The 14,720-nt window shown below is 68.2% G+C and carries 9 protein-coding genes and 1 pseudogene; 2 read left to right on the top strand and 8 right to left on the bottom strand.

Going from position 1 to position 14,720, the window contains the following annotated elements:
* On the top strand, positions 1–7,165 hold a 7,165-nt coding region (locus A9X03_RS07245; RefSeq protein ID WP_156746498.1), incomplete at its 5' end, for a type I polyketide synthase.
* A gap of 25 nt (positions 7,166–7,190) precedes the next feature.
* On the top strand, positions 7,191–9,788 hold the full coding sequence (locus tag A9X03_RS07240) for a sugar epimerase family protein (RefSeq protein WP_067891005.1): 2,598 nt from the start codon (positions 7,191–7,193) through the stop codon (positions 9,786–9,788).
* Here the strand turns inward: A9X03_RS07240 and A9X03_RS29110 are convergent.
* The 8 genes and pseudogenes from A9X03_RS29110 to A9X03_RS29105 all read right to left on the bottom strand — a co-directional run.
* A complete protein-coding gene (locus A9X03_RS29110) occupies positions 9,785–9,952 on the bottom strand; it encodes a hypothetical protein (RefSeq protein ID WP_156670268.1) in 168 nt (55 codons plus the stop codon). The two genes, A9X03_RS07240 and A9X03_RS29110, sit on opposite strands and share 4 nt — an antisense overlap.
* Entirely contained in the window at positions 9,949–10,374 is a 426-nt protein-coding gene (locus A9X03_RS07235) for a hypothetical protein (RefSeq protein ID WP_067891002.1), read from the bottom strand. The genes A9X03_RS29110 and A9X03_RS07235 overlap by 4 nt, the downstream gene beginning before the upstream one ends.
* Positions 10,375–10,390: 16 nt before the next feature.
* Positions 10,391–11,089 carry a hypothetical protein gene (locus A9X03_RS07230; RefSeq protein ID WP_067760876.1) on the bottom strand — a complete coding sequence of 233 codons (699 nt, stop codon included), beginning with the start codon at positions 11,087–11,089 and terminating at the stop codon, positions 10,391–10,393.
* Positions 11,086–11,214 carry a hypothetical protein gene (locus tag A9X03_RS30600; RefSeq protein ID WP_255369178.1) on the bottom strand — a complete coding sequence of 43 codons (129 nt, stop codon included), beginning with the start codon at positions 11,212–11,214 and terminating at the stop codon, positions 11,086–11,088. Before A9X03_RS30600 ends, A9X03_RS07230 begins: the two co-directional genes overlap by 4 nt.
* Before the next feature lie 16 nt (positions 11,215–11,230).
* Positions 11,231–12,040 carry a CbbQ/NirQ/NorQ/GpvN family protein gene (locus A9X03_RS07225; RefSeq protein ID WP_067760874.1) on the bottom strand — a complete coding sequence of 270 codons (810 nt, stop codon included), beginning with the start codon at positions 12,038–12,040 and terminating at the stop codon, positions 11,231–11,233.
* Positions 12,037–13,560 carry a nitric oxide reductase activation protein NorD gene (locus A9X03_RS07220; protein WP_067887104.1) on the bottom strand — a complete coding sequence of 508 codons (1,524 nt, stop codon included), beginning with the start codon at positions 13,558–13,560 and terminating at the stop codon, positions 12,037–12,039. Before A9X03_RS07220 ends, A9X03_RS07225 begins: the two co-directional genes overlap by 4 nt.
* A gap of 188 nt (positions 13,561–13,748) precedes the next feature.
* Complete coding sequence (locus A9X03_RS07215) at positions 13,749–14,477, bottom strand: hypothetical protein (RefSeq protein WP_067760870.1); 729 nt, start codon at positions 14,475–14,477, stop codon at positions 13,749–13,751.
* 158 nt (positions 14,478–14,635) lie between these two features.
* A pseudogene (locus A9X03_RS29105) lies at positions 14,636–14,720 on the bottom strand (TetR/AcrR family transcriptional regulator); the annotation flags it as partial.

Here is a 14,720-nt window from a genome sequence, read left to right as displayed (position 1 = left end):
CGTGCTCGACGACGCGGTCGTCACATCCTTGACCGCTGAGCGAGTGGACGCGGTGTTGCGCGCCAAGGTCGATGCGGCCTGGAATCTGCACGAGCTCACCCGCGACCTCGATCTCGCTGCGTTCGTGATGTTTTCGTCGATGGCCGGGCTGGTGGGGTCGTCGGGCCAGGCCAACTACGCGGCGGCCAACTCGTTCCTCGACGGGCTGGCCGCGCACCGCCGGGCTCTCGGGTTGCCCGCGATCTCGCTGGGCTGGGGACTGTGGGATCAGGCCAGCGCCATGACCGGTGGGCTGGACGCCGCCGACATCGCCCGGCTCGGTCGCGACGGGATCCTGGCTCTGTCGTCGGACGAGGCGATGGAATTGTTCGACGCCGCCCTGATCGTCGACGAGCCGTTCCTCGCGCCCGCCCGCATCGACCTGAACGCGCTGCGCGCCCACGCCACCGCAGTGCCACCCATGTTCGCCGAACTGGTCAACGCGCCCGCGCGGCGTCAGGTCGACGACTCACTGGCCGCCGCCAAATCGAAATCGGCCTTGGCGCATCGGCTGCACGGCCTGACCGAACCCGAACAACACGCCGTGCTGCTGGACCTGGTCCGCGCGCACATCGCCACCGTGTTGGGCAACACCACACCGGAGGCGATCGACCCGGACAAGGCGTTCCAGGACTTGGGCTTCGACTCGCTGACCGCGGTCGAAATGCGCAACCGGCTGAAAACCGCGACCGGGCTTGCCCTTTCACCCACCCTCATCTTCGACTACCCGACACCGAACGGCCTCGCGGGTTACATCCGGGGCGAACTCGCGGGAGTGCCGCAGGAAGTCGCGCCCGCCCCGGCCGTCCGTGCCGTCGGCGACGACCCGATCGTGATCGTCGGCATGGCGTGCCGGTATCCGGGCGGGGTCACTTCCCCCGACGATCTGTGGCGGATGCTCGTCGAGCAGCGTGACGTGCTCTCGGACTTCCCCACCGACCGCGGCTGGGACCTGGCCGGCATCTACAACCCGGACCCCGACGTCCCTGGCACGTGTTACACCCGCACCGGCGGGTTCGTCGAGGGCGTCGCGGACTTCGACCCCGCCTTCTTCGGTATCGCGCCCAGCGAGGCGCTGGCGATGGACCCGCAGCAGCGGATGTTCCTCGAGCTGTCCTGGGAAGCCTTGGAGCGGGCCGGAATCGAACCTGGCGCGTTGCGGGGCAGCGCGACCGGCGTCTTCGCCGGGGTCTACACGCAGGGCTATGGCATGGGCGCCGCCCCGGCCGCGGAGGGCTTCCGCCTGACCGGGCAGTCGTCGAGCGTGGCGTCGGGCCGGGTGTCGTACGCCCTGGGCCTGGAGGGCCCGGCGGTGTCGGTGGACACGGCGTGTTCCTCGTCGCTGGTGGCGCTGCACATGGCGGCGCAGTCCCTGCGCTCGGGCGAATGCGACCTGGCGCTCGCCGGCGGCGTCACCGTGAACGCCACACCCGACATCTTCGTGGAATTCAGCCGCATGCGCGGGCTTTCCGCCGACGGCCGATGCAAGGCGTACGCCGGGGCCGCCGACGGCACCGGATTCTCCGAGGGCGGCGGCATGCTGGTGGTCGAGCGGCTGTCGGATGCGCAGCGGCTCGGGCACCCGGTGCTGGCGGTGGTCCGCGGTTCGGCGATCAACCAGGACGGCGCCTCCAACGGCCTCACCGCGCCCAACGGCCCGTCCCAGCAGCGCGTGGTGCGCGCCGCGCTGGCCAACGCCGGCCTGTCCGCGGCCGACGTCGACGTCGTCGAAGGCCACGGCACGGGGACCACGTTGGGCGATCCCATTGAGGCCCAGGCGTTGTTGGCCACTTACGGGCAGGGCCGTGCCGAACCGCTCCTGCTGGGCTCGATCAAGTCGAACATCGGTCACACGCAGGCCGCCGCCGGCGTGGCCGGCGTGATCAAGATGGTGCTGGCGATGCGCCACGACCTGCTGCCGGCGACGCTGCACGTCGACGAACCCAGCCCGCACGTCGACTGGTCGATGGGTTCGGTGGCGCTGCTGACCGAGTCGCAGCCCTGGACGGCCGATCATCCGCGGCGGGCCGGCGTGTCGTCGTTCGGCATCAGCGGCACCAACGCGCACGTGATCATCGAGTCCGCGCCCGTCGGCGCCGCGCCGGTTGCCGAACGCGCCACGGCGCCGCTCGTTCCGTGGGTGGTATCCGCGAAGTCGTTGTCGGCGTTGGGTTCCCAGGCCGCACGGCTGGCCGAGCACGTACGCCAGCGCGGCGACCTCGACGCCGGTGATGTGGCGTGGTCGTTGGCTGGCCGGTCGAACTTCGAGCATCGCGCCGTCGTTGTGGGTGGTGATCGCGAGCTGTTGCTGGCCGGCCTCGATGAGTTGGCCGCCGGTGAACTCGGAGCGGTCGTCCAGGGCACGGTCACGCCCGGCGGCAAGACCGTCTTCGTCTTCCCCGGCCAGGGCGCCCAAATTCTCGGCATGGGCATGGGTTTGCACGCCGCCTACCCGGTGTTCGCCGAGGCGTTCAACACCGTCGTGGCCGAGTTGGACCGGCATTTGCTGCGGCCGCTGCGCGAAGTCATGTGGGGCCACGACGAAAATCTCTTGAACACCACCGAATTCGCCCAGCCGGCGTTGTTCGCGGTGGAAGTCGCCCTGTTCCGGTTGCTCGAATCCTGGGGCGTCCATCCCGACTTCGTGCTGGGCCACTCGATCGGTGAGCTGTCGGCCGCGCACGTCGCCGGCGTCTTGTCGCTGGAAAACGCGGCGGTCCTGGTCGCCGCTCGCGGCCGCTTCATGCAGGCCCTGCCCGAGGGTGGGGCGATGATCGCCGTGCAGGCCACCGAAGATGAGGTGCGACCGCTGCTGGTGCCCGGGGTCGGCATCGCCGCGGTCAACGGGCCGATGTCGGTGGTCATTTCGGGGGTCGAGGACAAGGTGTCCGCGATTGCGGGCCAACTCCGGGCCGACGGGCGCCGTGTCCACCAGTTGGCGGTGTCCCACGCGTTCCACTCGCCGTTGATGGAACCGATGGTCGACGAATTCGGCACGGTCGCCGCCGGTCTCGCCATCGGCAGCCCGACGATACCGATCGTGTCGAACCTCACCGGACAGCTGGCGGCCGACGACTTCGCTTCGGCGGCCTATTGGAAACGGCACATCCGCGAAGCCGTGCGGTTCGGCGACAGCGTGCGCTTCGTGCATTCGGCCGGCGCAAACCGCTTCCTCGAGGTCGGTCCCAGCAGCGGGTTGACGGCATCGATCGAAGAATCGCTTCCCGACGCTCCGGTGATCACCATGTCGGCGCTACGCAAAGACCGCCCGGAGCCGCTGGCCCTGACCAACGCGGTCGCGCAGGGATTCGTCGCCGGGATGGACGTGGACTGGCGCCGCGCCATCGGCAAAGCCAATTTCGTGGAATTGCCCACCTACGCGTTCGAGCGCCGGCGGTTCTGGCTCTCCGGCGCCGGAGCCACGGTCGACGCCGCGGGTTTGGGGCTCGCGCCCGGCGAGCACGCCCTGCTCGGTGCGGTGGTGGAACTGCCGGCGTCCGGCGGGGTGGTACTGACGGGCCGGTTGTCGCCCAGTGCGCAGGACTGGCTGGCGGATCACGCCGTCGGCGGCGTGGTGCTGTTCCCCGGCGCTGGATTCGTGGAGCTCGCGATCCGCGCCGGCGACGAAGTGGGCTGCGGCGTTGTCGACGAGCTGAATCTGGCGGCGCCGCTGGTGTTGCCGGGCTCCGGATCGGTCGCGGTGCAGGTCGTCGTCGGCGGCGCGGACGAATCGGGTGCCCGTGCGGTGTCGGTCTTTTCGCGCGCCGACGTGGGTTCGGGCTGGTCGTTGCACGCCGAAGGTGTCCTGCGTGCGGGCGAGGTGCAGCCGAGCGCGGACCTGTCGGTGTGGCCACCGATGGGTGCCACCGCGGTCGACGTCGGTGACGGCTATGAGCGCCTCGCCGAGCGCGGATACGGTTACGGCCCCGCGTTCCGCGGCCTGACCTCGATGTGGCGTCGCGGCGACGAAGTCTTCGCGGAAGTGACCCTGCCCGCGGACACGGGGGTTTCGGCGGCCGGGTTCGGCGTCCACCCGGTGATGCTCGACGCGGCCCTGCACGCGGTGATCTTGGCGTCCGACGGCGACGAACTCCCCGAAGGTTCGATGTTGGTGCCATTCTCCTGGCAGCGGGTCTCGCTGCACGCCGCGGGCGCGACGGCGGTGCGCGCACGAATCGTGCCGGTGAGTGATTCGGCGGTGTCGATCGAACTTGCCGACGGGTTGGGGCTGCCGGTGCTCTCGGTGGCGTCGATGGTGGCCCGGCCGGTGACCGACCAGCAGCTGCTGGCGGCGGTCTCGAGTTCGGGACCCGACCGGCTCTTCGAGGTCATCTGGTCGGCGCAGCGGTCGACGTCGGTGCAGCCTGTGACGGTATCGCTCTGGGGCGCAACGGAATCAGATGGCCCCGAGATGCAGCCGTCGGCGGTCGTCTTCGAATCGGCGCCGGTGGTCGACGATGTCGTGGGCGACGTCTACGCGGCCACGCGCGCGGTCCTGCCGGTGCTGCAGTCCTGGCTGGCCCGCGACGGCGCGGGCACCCTGGTCGTGGCGACCCGCGGCGCGATGGCGTTGCCGGGGGAGGACGTCACCGATCTTGCGGGCGCGGCGGTGTGGGGACTGGTGCGCTCGGCGCAAACCGAACACCCCGGTCGCATCGTGCTCGTCGACACCGATGGCCGGTTGGACGACGAGTCCGTCGGAGCGGCGTTGTCGGTCGGCGAGCCGCAGGTATTGCTGCGCGACGGGGCGGTGTACACCGCGCGGGTGCATGGCACTCGCGCAGTCGGCGGCCTGCTGGTGCCCCCGGCCGACGGGCCGTGGCGACTCGGCATGAGCAGTTACGGCACGTTCGAGAATCTGCGGCTGGAACGGATCCCGGACGCCGACGCCCCGCTGGCGCCCGGGCAGGTTCGGGTCGCCCTGTCGGCCCTGGCCGCCAACTTCCGCGACGTGATGATCGCGCTGGGGCTCTACCCGGACCCGGATGCCGTCATGGGCATCGAGGCCTCTGGTGTGGTCATCGAAACTGAGCCGGGCAGCGGGCGTTTCGCGGTCGGCGACCGGGTGATGGGTCTGTTCCCCGATGGCACCGGCACGATCGGCAGGACCGACCAGCGCCTGCTCGCCAAGATGCCGGCCGGGTGGTCGCACACCGCGGCCGCCACCACCACGGTGGTATTCGCCACCGCCTTCTACGCGCTGGTGGACCTGGCCGCCGCCAAACGGGGCCAGCGGGTGCTGGTGCACGCCGCCGCCGGTGGGGTGGGAATGGCCGCGGTGCAGCTGGCCCGCCACCTGGGCCTCGAAGTCTTCGCGACCGCCAGCCGGGGCAAGTGGGACACCCTGCGCGCCATGGGCTTTGACGAGGACCACATCTCGGACTCCCGCAGCCTGAACTTCGAGGAGAAGTTCCGGGCGGTCACCGGCGGGCGCGGCATGGACCTGGTGCTGGACTCGCTGTCCGGCGACTTCGTCGACGCCTCCCTGCGACTCGTCGCCCCCGGCGGCGCGTTCCTGGAGATGGGCAAGACCGACATGCGCGACCCCGAGGCGGTGGCCCAGGCACACGCCGGTGTGCGCTATCGCGCCTTCGACCTGTTCGAGGCCGGGCCGGACCGCATCGCGCAGATACTCGACGAACTGACCGCGATGTTCGGTGATGACGTGCTGCGGCCGTTGCCGGTAACCAGGTTTGACGTACGACGCGCACCGGCGGCATTGCGGTATTTGAGCCAGGCCCGCCACGTGGGCAAGGTCGTCATGACCATGCCGGACGCCTGGGCGGCGGGCACCGTCATGATCACCGGTGCCACCGGGATGGCGGGTTCGGCCCTGGCCCGCCACGTGGTCAGGCGCCACGACGCGCGGAACCTGGTGCTGGTCAGCCGGCGTGGTCTCGACGCGCCGGGCGCCGCCGAACTGGTGACGGAACTCAACGCCGCCGGTGCGCAGGTGCAGGTGGTGGCCTGTGACGCCGCCGACCGCGAGGCGCTGGCCAAGGTGATCGCCGACATTCCGGTGCACCGGCCGCTGTCGGGTGTGATCCACGCGGCCGGTGTACTCGACGACGCGGTGATCTCGTCGCTCACCCCGGAGCGGGTGGCGTCGGTGTTGCGGGCCAAGGTCGATGCCGCATGGAACCTGCACGAGCTGACCCGCGACCTGGATGTGTCTGCGTTCGTGATGTTTTCGTCGATGGCGGGTTTGGCGGGAGCGTCGGGTCAGGCCAACTACGCGGCGGCCAACTCGTTCCTGGATGGACTGGCCGTGCACCGGCGCAACCATGGCCTGCCGGCGATGTCGCTGGCGTGGGGGTTGTGGGATCAGGCCAGCGCCATGACCGGCGCGCTCGGTGCGGCCGACCGTGCCCGGTTCGGCCGCGACGGAATCGTCGCGATGTCGTCCGATGAGGCACTGGAATTGATGGACACCGCGCTCATCGTCGACGAGCCGTTCCTGTTGCCCGCCCACATCGACCTCGCCGCGTTGCGGGTCAAGTTCGATAGCGGGACGCTGCCGCCGATGTTCGTCGATCTGATCAACGCGCCGACCCGGCGTCAGGTCGACGATTCGCTGGCCGCGGCGAAGTCGAAATCCGCTCTGCTGCAGCGCCTCGAAGGGCTTCCGGAGGACGAGCAGCAGGCGGTTCTGCTGGACTTGGTGCGGGCCAACATCGCCACCGTGCTCGGCAACTCCAGCCCGGAGTCGATCGACCCCGACCGCGCATTCCAGGAATTGGGTTTCGACTCGCTGACCGCGGTCGAAATGCGCAACCGGCTGAAATCCGCTACCGGCCTGGCGTTGTCACCCACGCTGATCTTCGATTACCCGAACTCCGCCGCCCTGGCCGGTTACATGCACCGCGAACTTGTCGGCGCGGCCGAGCAGCAGACGCCCGCCGCCGCGCCGGGTGAGGCCGAGATCCAGCGCGCCGTGGGTTCGATTCCGGTCAAGCGCCTGCGGCAGGCCGGGGTGCTGGAGCTGTTGCTCGCGTTGGCGAACGAGGCCGACGGCGGTCGGGGGGACGGACAGTCGCCGGCCGCCGCGGCGACCTCGGAGAAGGACATCGCGGACATGGATCTCGAGGATCTCGTCAACGCGGCGCTGATGGACGACGACGAGTAGCCATGGGTCTGCGCAAGGGCAATCAGTGAGAGTCGCGATCACCGGGGCCAGCGGTGTGCTCGGCCGCGGCCTCACCGCCCGCTTGCTCAGCCAGGGCCACGATGTCACCGGGATAGCCCGGCACCGGACCGAAAGCTGGCCCAGTGCGGCCGAATTCGTCGTGGCCGACATCCGGGACACCGACACGGTCACCCGCGCCTTGGCCGGCGCGGACGTTGTCGTCCACTGCGCGTGGGCAACGAGTCCCGGACACGACGACCGAATCAGCCGGCAGGTCAACATCGACGGCACCCGCAATGTGCTGGCGGCGATGGCCGAGACCCGGGCCAGAAGGATCGTCTTCGCATCGTCGGCCCATGTTTACGGCGGCGGGGACGCACCGAAGACCGAGCACGACGAGAGAACGCCGATCGGCGACGACGGCCGGCACAAGGCAATGGTCGAGCAGATGCTCGAGGATTCGGACCTGGAGTGGGTCGCGATCCGCTCCGCGCTGATCCTCGGCCGAAGCGTGGACAACTGGGTGCGCCGGCTGCTGGCGCTGCCGGTATTCCCGGATGGATCGGCCGACCGCCTGATGCAGGTGGTCCACCCCGACGACGCCCTTCGGTTATTTCACCGGGCGATCGTCGACGACGAAATCGGCAGCGGTCCAGTCAATCTCGCCGCTCCGGGCGAGCTGACGTTCCGCCGGATCGCCGCTGCGCTCGGACGCCCCGTCATGCGGTTGGGCTTCGAACTGGCCGAGTTGGAACTGGTGCACGGCGCCGCGTTCATGGATACCGCGCGGCTGCGTGAGCAGTGGGGGTTCCGGCCGGCCTGGAACTCCAGTGAATGTGTCGAAGATTTCTCGCTCGCGGTGCGCGGCCGCGTCACGGTGGGCAAGCGGGTGGTGTCACTACCGTGGCGGATGGCCACCATCGGCGACCTTCCGTCCGTCGATGCGCCGACTGAGGACGGGGTGAAGCCCGATTGGGCCGGTCCCGCCGGTGACAACGGGGAATTCGATACCCCGATCGATCCGCGCTTTCCGACGTTTCTGGCCACCAACCTGTCGGAGGCGCTGCCCGGCCCGTTCTCGCCCGCTTCGGCCTCGGCGACCGTGCGCGGGTTGCGCGCCGGCGGCGTGGCAATCGCCGAGCGGCTGCGCCCCGGCGGCGTCGTCCAGCGCGAAATCGCCACGCGAACCGTCGCCGTCTTCGCCCACCGGCTCTACGGGGCCATCACGTCGGCGCATTACATGGCCGAAACCGTACCGTTTGCCAAGCCCACGACCATCGTCAGCAACAGCGGATTCTTCGGACCCAGCATGGCATCGTTGCCGATCTTCGGTGCGGAGCGTGCGCGCTCGGATATCGGCCGGATCCGCAAGCAACTGAGGACCATTCGCAACATCGGGGTCTTCGGCGTCAACCTCATCGGCCTGTCGGCGGGCTCGTCGAAGGACACCCACGAGTTCGTCGCCGACGTCGATCGGCTGGAACGTCTGGCCGACGACGTCGCCCGCCTGGACGATCGTCGGCTGCTGAGTCTGATCACGTTGGCGCGCGACGAGGTGGTGCACGGCTGGGTGCTGGCGTCGGCGTCGTTCATGCTGTGCGCGGCGTTCAACGTCCTGCTGCGCGGTTTGTGTGGACGAGATACCGCCGCGCCGGCGGGCCCCGAATTGGTCAGTGCGCGATCGGTCGAGGCAATGCAGCGGTTGGCGGTCGCCGCACAGCGCGATCCGAAAGTGACAGCGTTGCTCGCCGAACCGGGGGAGCGGCTGGACAAACTCGCCGTCGAGGCGCCGGAGTTTCACGCCGCCGTAGCGGCCGAGCTGGCGCTGATCGGGCATCGCGGGCCCGCCGAACTCGAGATGCTCTCGATCAGCTACTCGGATGATCCCGAGTTGCTCGTCCGGATGGTGACGAAAGCGATGAGCGCCCCTCCGGCACCTCAGCCGCAGCGTCCTCGTATTCCACTGCACGCCAAGCCCGTTGCGCAGCTGGCAGCACACCAGCTGCGCGACCGCGAAGTCCGTCGCGATAAAGTGGTGCGAGCCAACTGGGTGCTACGAAACCTGATGCGCGAGTACGGCCGGAGGTTGGTCGAGGCCGGAATTTTCGACATCGCCGATGATGTGTTCTACCTGCTCGTCGACGAGCTCGATGCGCTTCCCGCGGATGTCGGGGCGCTGGTGGCCCGGCGCCGTGCCGAACAACGCCGGCTGGCCGCCGTGGTTCCGCCGACGGTGTTCAGCGGGAGCTGGCAGCCAACCACGACAACGCCTGCGGCTCTCGCCAGCGGAGAAACTCTGCGCGGGGTCGGCGTGTGCGGGGGGAAGGTTCGCGGCCGGGTGCGTATCGTGCGGCCCGAAACGATCGACGACCTGCAGCCCGGCGAAATCCTCGTCGCGGAGGTCACCGACGTCGGCTACACCGCGGCTTTCTGCTACGCCGCCGCAGTGGTGACCGAACTCGGCGGCCCGATGTCACACGCCGCGGTGGTGGCCCGCGAATTCGGCTTCCCCTGTGTGGTGGACGTTGAGGGAGCCACCAAGTCGTTGCCGCCCGGCGCCCTCGTCGAGGTCGACGGCGTGACCGGCGAAATACGGGTGCTCGCACTGGCCCCGGGAAGTTAGGACTCGGCTGAGTCGGCTAAGGCATCGAATTCGATGTCGAGATCGAGCGGCCCGCTCAGCCCGAGCATCGGCTTCCAACGGGACTCCGTGACGCGGCGCGGGTTGGGCTTGCGCCGGTCGATTTTGAGGGCGCCCGTCGTCCACTGGACGACGCGATGGGTCACGGGTGCGGCGCCGTGTGCTGTTGGGCGGCGTGGCGCGCGAGCCGGTCGTTGTGGATCTTGACCAGTTCGCGGAACCCGAGCCGGTGGTACTTCGGTATCGGCTGGATGCCCCACACGTCCTGCGCGGTGGCCTTGCCTTCGGCGCCCTCCGGCGGCCCGAACGGCGGGTAGGGGTACTTGCACTCCAAAGCGTCGTTGGAGTATCGAATCTTGAGCAGTTCGCTGCAGATCTGCGTGAGGCTCAGCGTGGGGTAGCCGTAGTAGACCGCCATGAACGGCAGCGTGAACGCGCCTTCGATGACGAGCGCCACCAGGCATACCAGGACGGCCCGTTTGATCCATTTGTGCATGCGCGCGTAGTACGGCGTGGTCCCCGGCTCGAGATCCGTTGCCGGTTCCCGTTCTTCGGATGTGGCGGTCATGACGGCGCTCCTTGAGCTAGTCGGTGAAGATTTCTCGGTTGACGGTGTGCAGGTAGGGGATGGCGAGGAACGGGGTGATGTAGAAGATGTCGTAGAGCCACCAGCCGACGACGGGGAATACGACGCCGGCGTAGCGCACGTCGGCGAACATGGTCATGTTGAACACGTAGGCGGACCAGATCACCACGCCCATCCAGCAGGTAACCACCATCCACTGGTGACCCCACCGCTTCATCTGGAGAAACCCGATCGCCGCGGCCACCCGCATGGAGAACACCGTGAGGATCAACCCGGCGACATAGGCCTTCTCGCCGGGCCCCGCGGCGCCGCCGACCCAGAGCTCGTTGTAATGCCAGAAGTAGCCCGCGTCGAACATGTTGCCCCAGCCGACCATCAGCACCCGGTTGATCAAGGTGTGGTTGGCGACCAGGTCGAGGGCCCAGCCGAGACTGTTGAGCATCCCGTCGATCAGGACCAGATACCCGATCAGCGTCACGATCATGGGCCGGACCGACAAGCCGGCGCGCAGCGCCTGGCGCTGCAGCCATACGCCGCGCATGAAGATGGGGAATCCGATCAAACCCGGCGCCCACATGCCCATCAAGGCGGCGCCGACGATCATCCACTTGTCCGCGCGGCGCTGCGCGTGGCGGGACGCGTCGTGGTGATCGTCCAGGCTGACCGTGACAGCCGGTTGGGCGACAACAGGTTTCACAAGTTCCACCACCCGCGGGCGAAGGACATGTAGAGCTGGATGCCGAACATTGCCAGCAAATAGCCGTAGATGAACAGCTGGAAGACAATCAGCGCCCTCTTGCGCTTCCTCTCCTGTTGGTCCATGCCGTCAGCTCCTCTCCTAAGGGCGTGCACTCGGGGCGTCGGTGGTGGCCAGGCTGGCCACCGCGACTTCACGTAGGCCGTCGGTGACCGCGCCATCGAGACTCAGCGGCGCGAGGATGCAGGCCTCCGCCGCATCCAATTCGCTTGCCCCGGCGGCGATCAGGTGCGCGGCGGTGACCAGCACCCTGGTCGAAGGCGGCTCGAAGTGGAAGGCGTCGTCGGCGGTGCGGATCGCAACAGCGCACCCGACCAGTCGACGCGCGGCGGCGATGGGGATTCCGGCTTCGGCGACGATCACCTCGGCTTCGCGCTCGGGCGGCAGGTAGCTCATCGCGAGTGTGACGAATCGCTGCCGGAAGGACGGCTTCAGCTCCTTCAGCGAGCTGCGATACGCCGGGTTGTACGAACACACCAGCATGAAGGTGTCCGGCGCCGTCACGACCTCACCCGCCCGATCCAGGTACAGCGATCGCCGGTGATCGGTGAGCGAATGCAGGATGGCCAGCGAATCGTGGCGAGCTTCGACGACTTCGTCGAGATAGCAGATCGCGCCGGCCTTGACGGCCCGGGTCAGCGGGCCATCGGTCCAGACCACGTCGCCGCCGGTCACCATGAAGCGGCCGACGAGATCGGAGCTGGTGAGATCGTCGTGGCAACTGATGGTGACGACGGGCCGCTGCAAGAGCAGGCCCATGTGTTCGACGAAACGCGTCTTGCCGCATCCGGTTGGGCCCGTGAGCATCACCGGCAGGCGCTGGCGGTAGGCCCGCTCGAACAGCTGGACTTCGTTGCCGTGTGCGAAATAGGTATCGGTGGCGGCACTCATGCGGCCACCAGTTCGCGATGGACATGAGCCAACACCCGAGGAAGCTCCTCTACGCGTCGGATCCGTTGGGACCGTCGCGGCCCGAACACCTCCGGTAGGGGATCGACACGCGTCGGGCCCACGCCGACGTAGTACATCGACACCCCCGCATCGTTGCCCTCCTCGACGGCGTGCGCGGCATCCGCCCAGGCGTAGCGCCCCTCGTAGCCTTCATCGGAGAGCAGACCGTCGCCGATGACGATCAGCAGCCGCCGTTCGGATGCCTGCGCGAGCAGCCGGCTGGTCAAATGGCGCAGTGGCGCACCGAGCCTGGTGTACCCCCGGGTGGACAGGCCGAGCCCGCTGGGAGCCACCAGCCGCCGCTCCTCGAAGCCCTTCAGGCAGTGGACTTCGACGCGATGGCGGGTATTGCCGGTGAAAGCGAAGATGCCGTGGCGCTCTCGCGCCAGGGTCATCGCGCGCGAAAGCGCGTCGGCGCAAGCCAGTTCGAGTTGAAAGATTCGCCCGCCGTGCACCCCCAGCGACGAACTGCCGTCGAGCAGCACCGCCGTGGTGACGTCGCGGCCGACGGGCAGCAACTCGCGGAAGATCCTCGGTTCCTTGGCCTCGCCGGTGGTCAGGTCGATGTAGTGGCTGACGTATTGGTCGACGTCGAGGTCGGCGCCGTCTTCGAGGCGGTTCGCCATCCCCCGATGGGTGTGTTCTTCGAACCACTTGCGGACGTCGACGGCCACCGCCGCCGGACCGCCTGCGCGCCGGGCATCCGCACGCTCGATCACCGCGACGTGGTCGCGCACGAACCGCTGGGTCCACATGTTCCATTCCGGGTAGGGGATCCCGGGCCGATGCTCCGGGGTCACGTCGAGATCGTTGTCCTGCGGCCGGCTCGGCGGCGGCAGATTGGGATTACGGACACCGCCGTCGCCGCCGACGGGAACCGAGTACGGTCGCGGCAGTCGGTTTTGCGTTGTCGTCCAGGGCATCCTGCCAAAGCTGCGCCGCAACCTGTCGGCCAAGCCTCGCGGCGCCGTGAAGGCCAGCGGCAACGTGCCCAGCAGCGGATGGACCGCCAATGTCTGACCCGTGGCGGCCAACGCGATCGCCCGGTTGAGCATTTCCAGGGCGCTCATGTCGCCCGATTCGGTGTGGAGGTCCGGCAGCAGTCGTCGCGCATCGGGGAGCAGGCCCGGCCAGCGCGAGGCCATCCAGCCGAGGGCGACACCGGCTTCGACAACGCTGAGAGCGCGCACTTCGCGAGTAGACAACTCGTTCAACCGATATTGGGTGATTCGTTCTTTGGACGGTGAACATTGCAGGGCCACACCGCACGTCAGGGCTCTGCGAGTCCAATCGCACAGTGGTGGGTAGGGGACGTGAACGAACGTCAGCGCCGCGTTCAACCCGAAGCGGCGCCGGTCACCCGTGACGAGCCGCACGCCCTCGCGACGTCGTTCGCTCAGCGCGACGGCTGTCACCGAGCAACTCCGCTCCAGTGACATTGCGTGGGAGTCTTCAGGCATCAGCCGAATCCCATGCGTCCCGGCGGTCCACTCCAGCGCTCAAAACGTGCCGATGTTGGAGAAGAGCCAATACCAGAACCAGATGATCAGTCCGGTGCCGCCCCACGCCGCGACGTAGCGAAGGATCTCCCACACATAAGCCACGTTTGGACCTCCTCAGTGACGTAAGGACATTCGGCTCGCGCATCTCAGTCGGAGAAGAGCTCGCGGTTGACGGTGTGCAGGTAGGGGATGGCGAGGAACGGGGTGATGTAGAAGATGTCGTAGAGCCACCAGCCGACGACCGGCAGCACGACGCCGGCGAAGCGCACGTCGGCGAACATCGTCATGTTGAAGACGTAGGTAATCCAGATCACCACGCCCATCCAGCAGGTGACGACCATCCACTGATGCCCCCAGCGCTTCATCTGCAGGAAGCCGATGGCGGCGGCGATGCGCATCGTGAACACCGTCAGGATCAGGCCGACTTCCAACGCCTTTTCGCCAGGTCCGGCCGCGCCGCCGACCCACAGCTCGTTGTAGTGCCAGAAATAGCCCGCATCGAACATGTTGCCCCAGCCGTTGAGGAGCACGCGGGCCAGCAGCGTGTGGTTTGCCACCAGGTCAAGCGCCCATCCGACGGTGTTGATGGCCGCGTCGATGATGACCAGATAGCCGAGCAGCGTGACCAGCATCGGCCGCACCGAGAGGCCGTCTCTCTGGGCCCGCCGGAGCAACCGGACGCCCCAGAGAAACAGCGGTAGGCCGAAGACACCCAGGGCCGCGGTACCGATCAGCAGGCTGCCGGAGATGAGCCATCTATCGGCCTGACGCTGCGCCAGGTGCGATCGCTCCACGTGCTCGTCGATGGTCAGACCGGAAGCGGGGCGGGCGGCGACGGTGTCGGCATTGGGCTGGCCCAGCTTCGGCGGATTCACGAACCCTCCCCGGTCGTCAACGCTGATTGGATAGCCTGCGCACTATAACAGGCTGACTACAGTCAGCGTAAGAGCTGGCGTAATAGCGACCGGTGTCCCACAAGAAACTGGGCGTTACGCCGCTGCGCGGCGTGATATGGCCTTGAGGCCCACGCTCTTCAGCGCTGCACGCTCCGCAACGTCCGCGCGACGTAATCCTCCAGCAGCGCGCGGCCCGTAGGCCAGTGGTTGGTGGTGATCAAC

Origin of the sequence: Mycobacterium sp. E1715 (genome assembly GCF_001667625.1) — a bacterium.
Lineage (GTDB): Bacteria > Actinomycetota > Actinomycetes > Mycobacteriales > Mycobacteriaceae > Mycobacterium.
This window is presented reverse-complemented; position numbering and strand designations above follow the sequence as displayed.

Excerpts from the sequence above, each read along its gene's own strand:
- A9X03_RS07225 (WP_067760874.1), bottom strand. The coding sequence starts at position 12,040 with ATGAGTGCCGCCACCGATACCTATTTCGCACACGGCAACGAAGTCCAG.
- A9X03_RS07220 (WP_067887104.1), bottom strand. The coding sequence starts at position 13,560 with ATGCCTGAAGACTCCCACGCAATGTCACTGGAGCGGAGTTGCTCGGTG.
- A9X03_RS07235 (WP_067891002.1), bottom strand. The coding sequence starts at position 10,374 with ATGACCGCCACATCCGAAGAACGGGAACCGGCAACGGATCTCGAGCCG.
- A9X03_RS30600 (WP_255369178.1), bottom strand. The coding sequence starts at position 11,214 with ATGGACCAACAGGAGAGGAAGCGCAAGAGGGCGCTGATTGTCTTCCAG.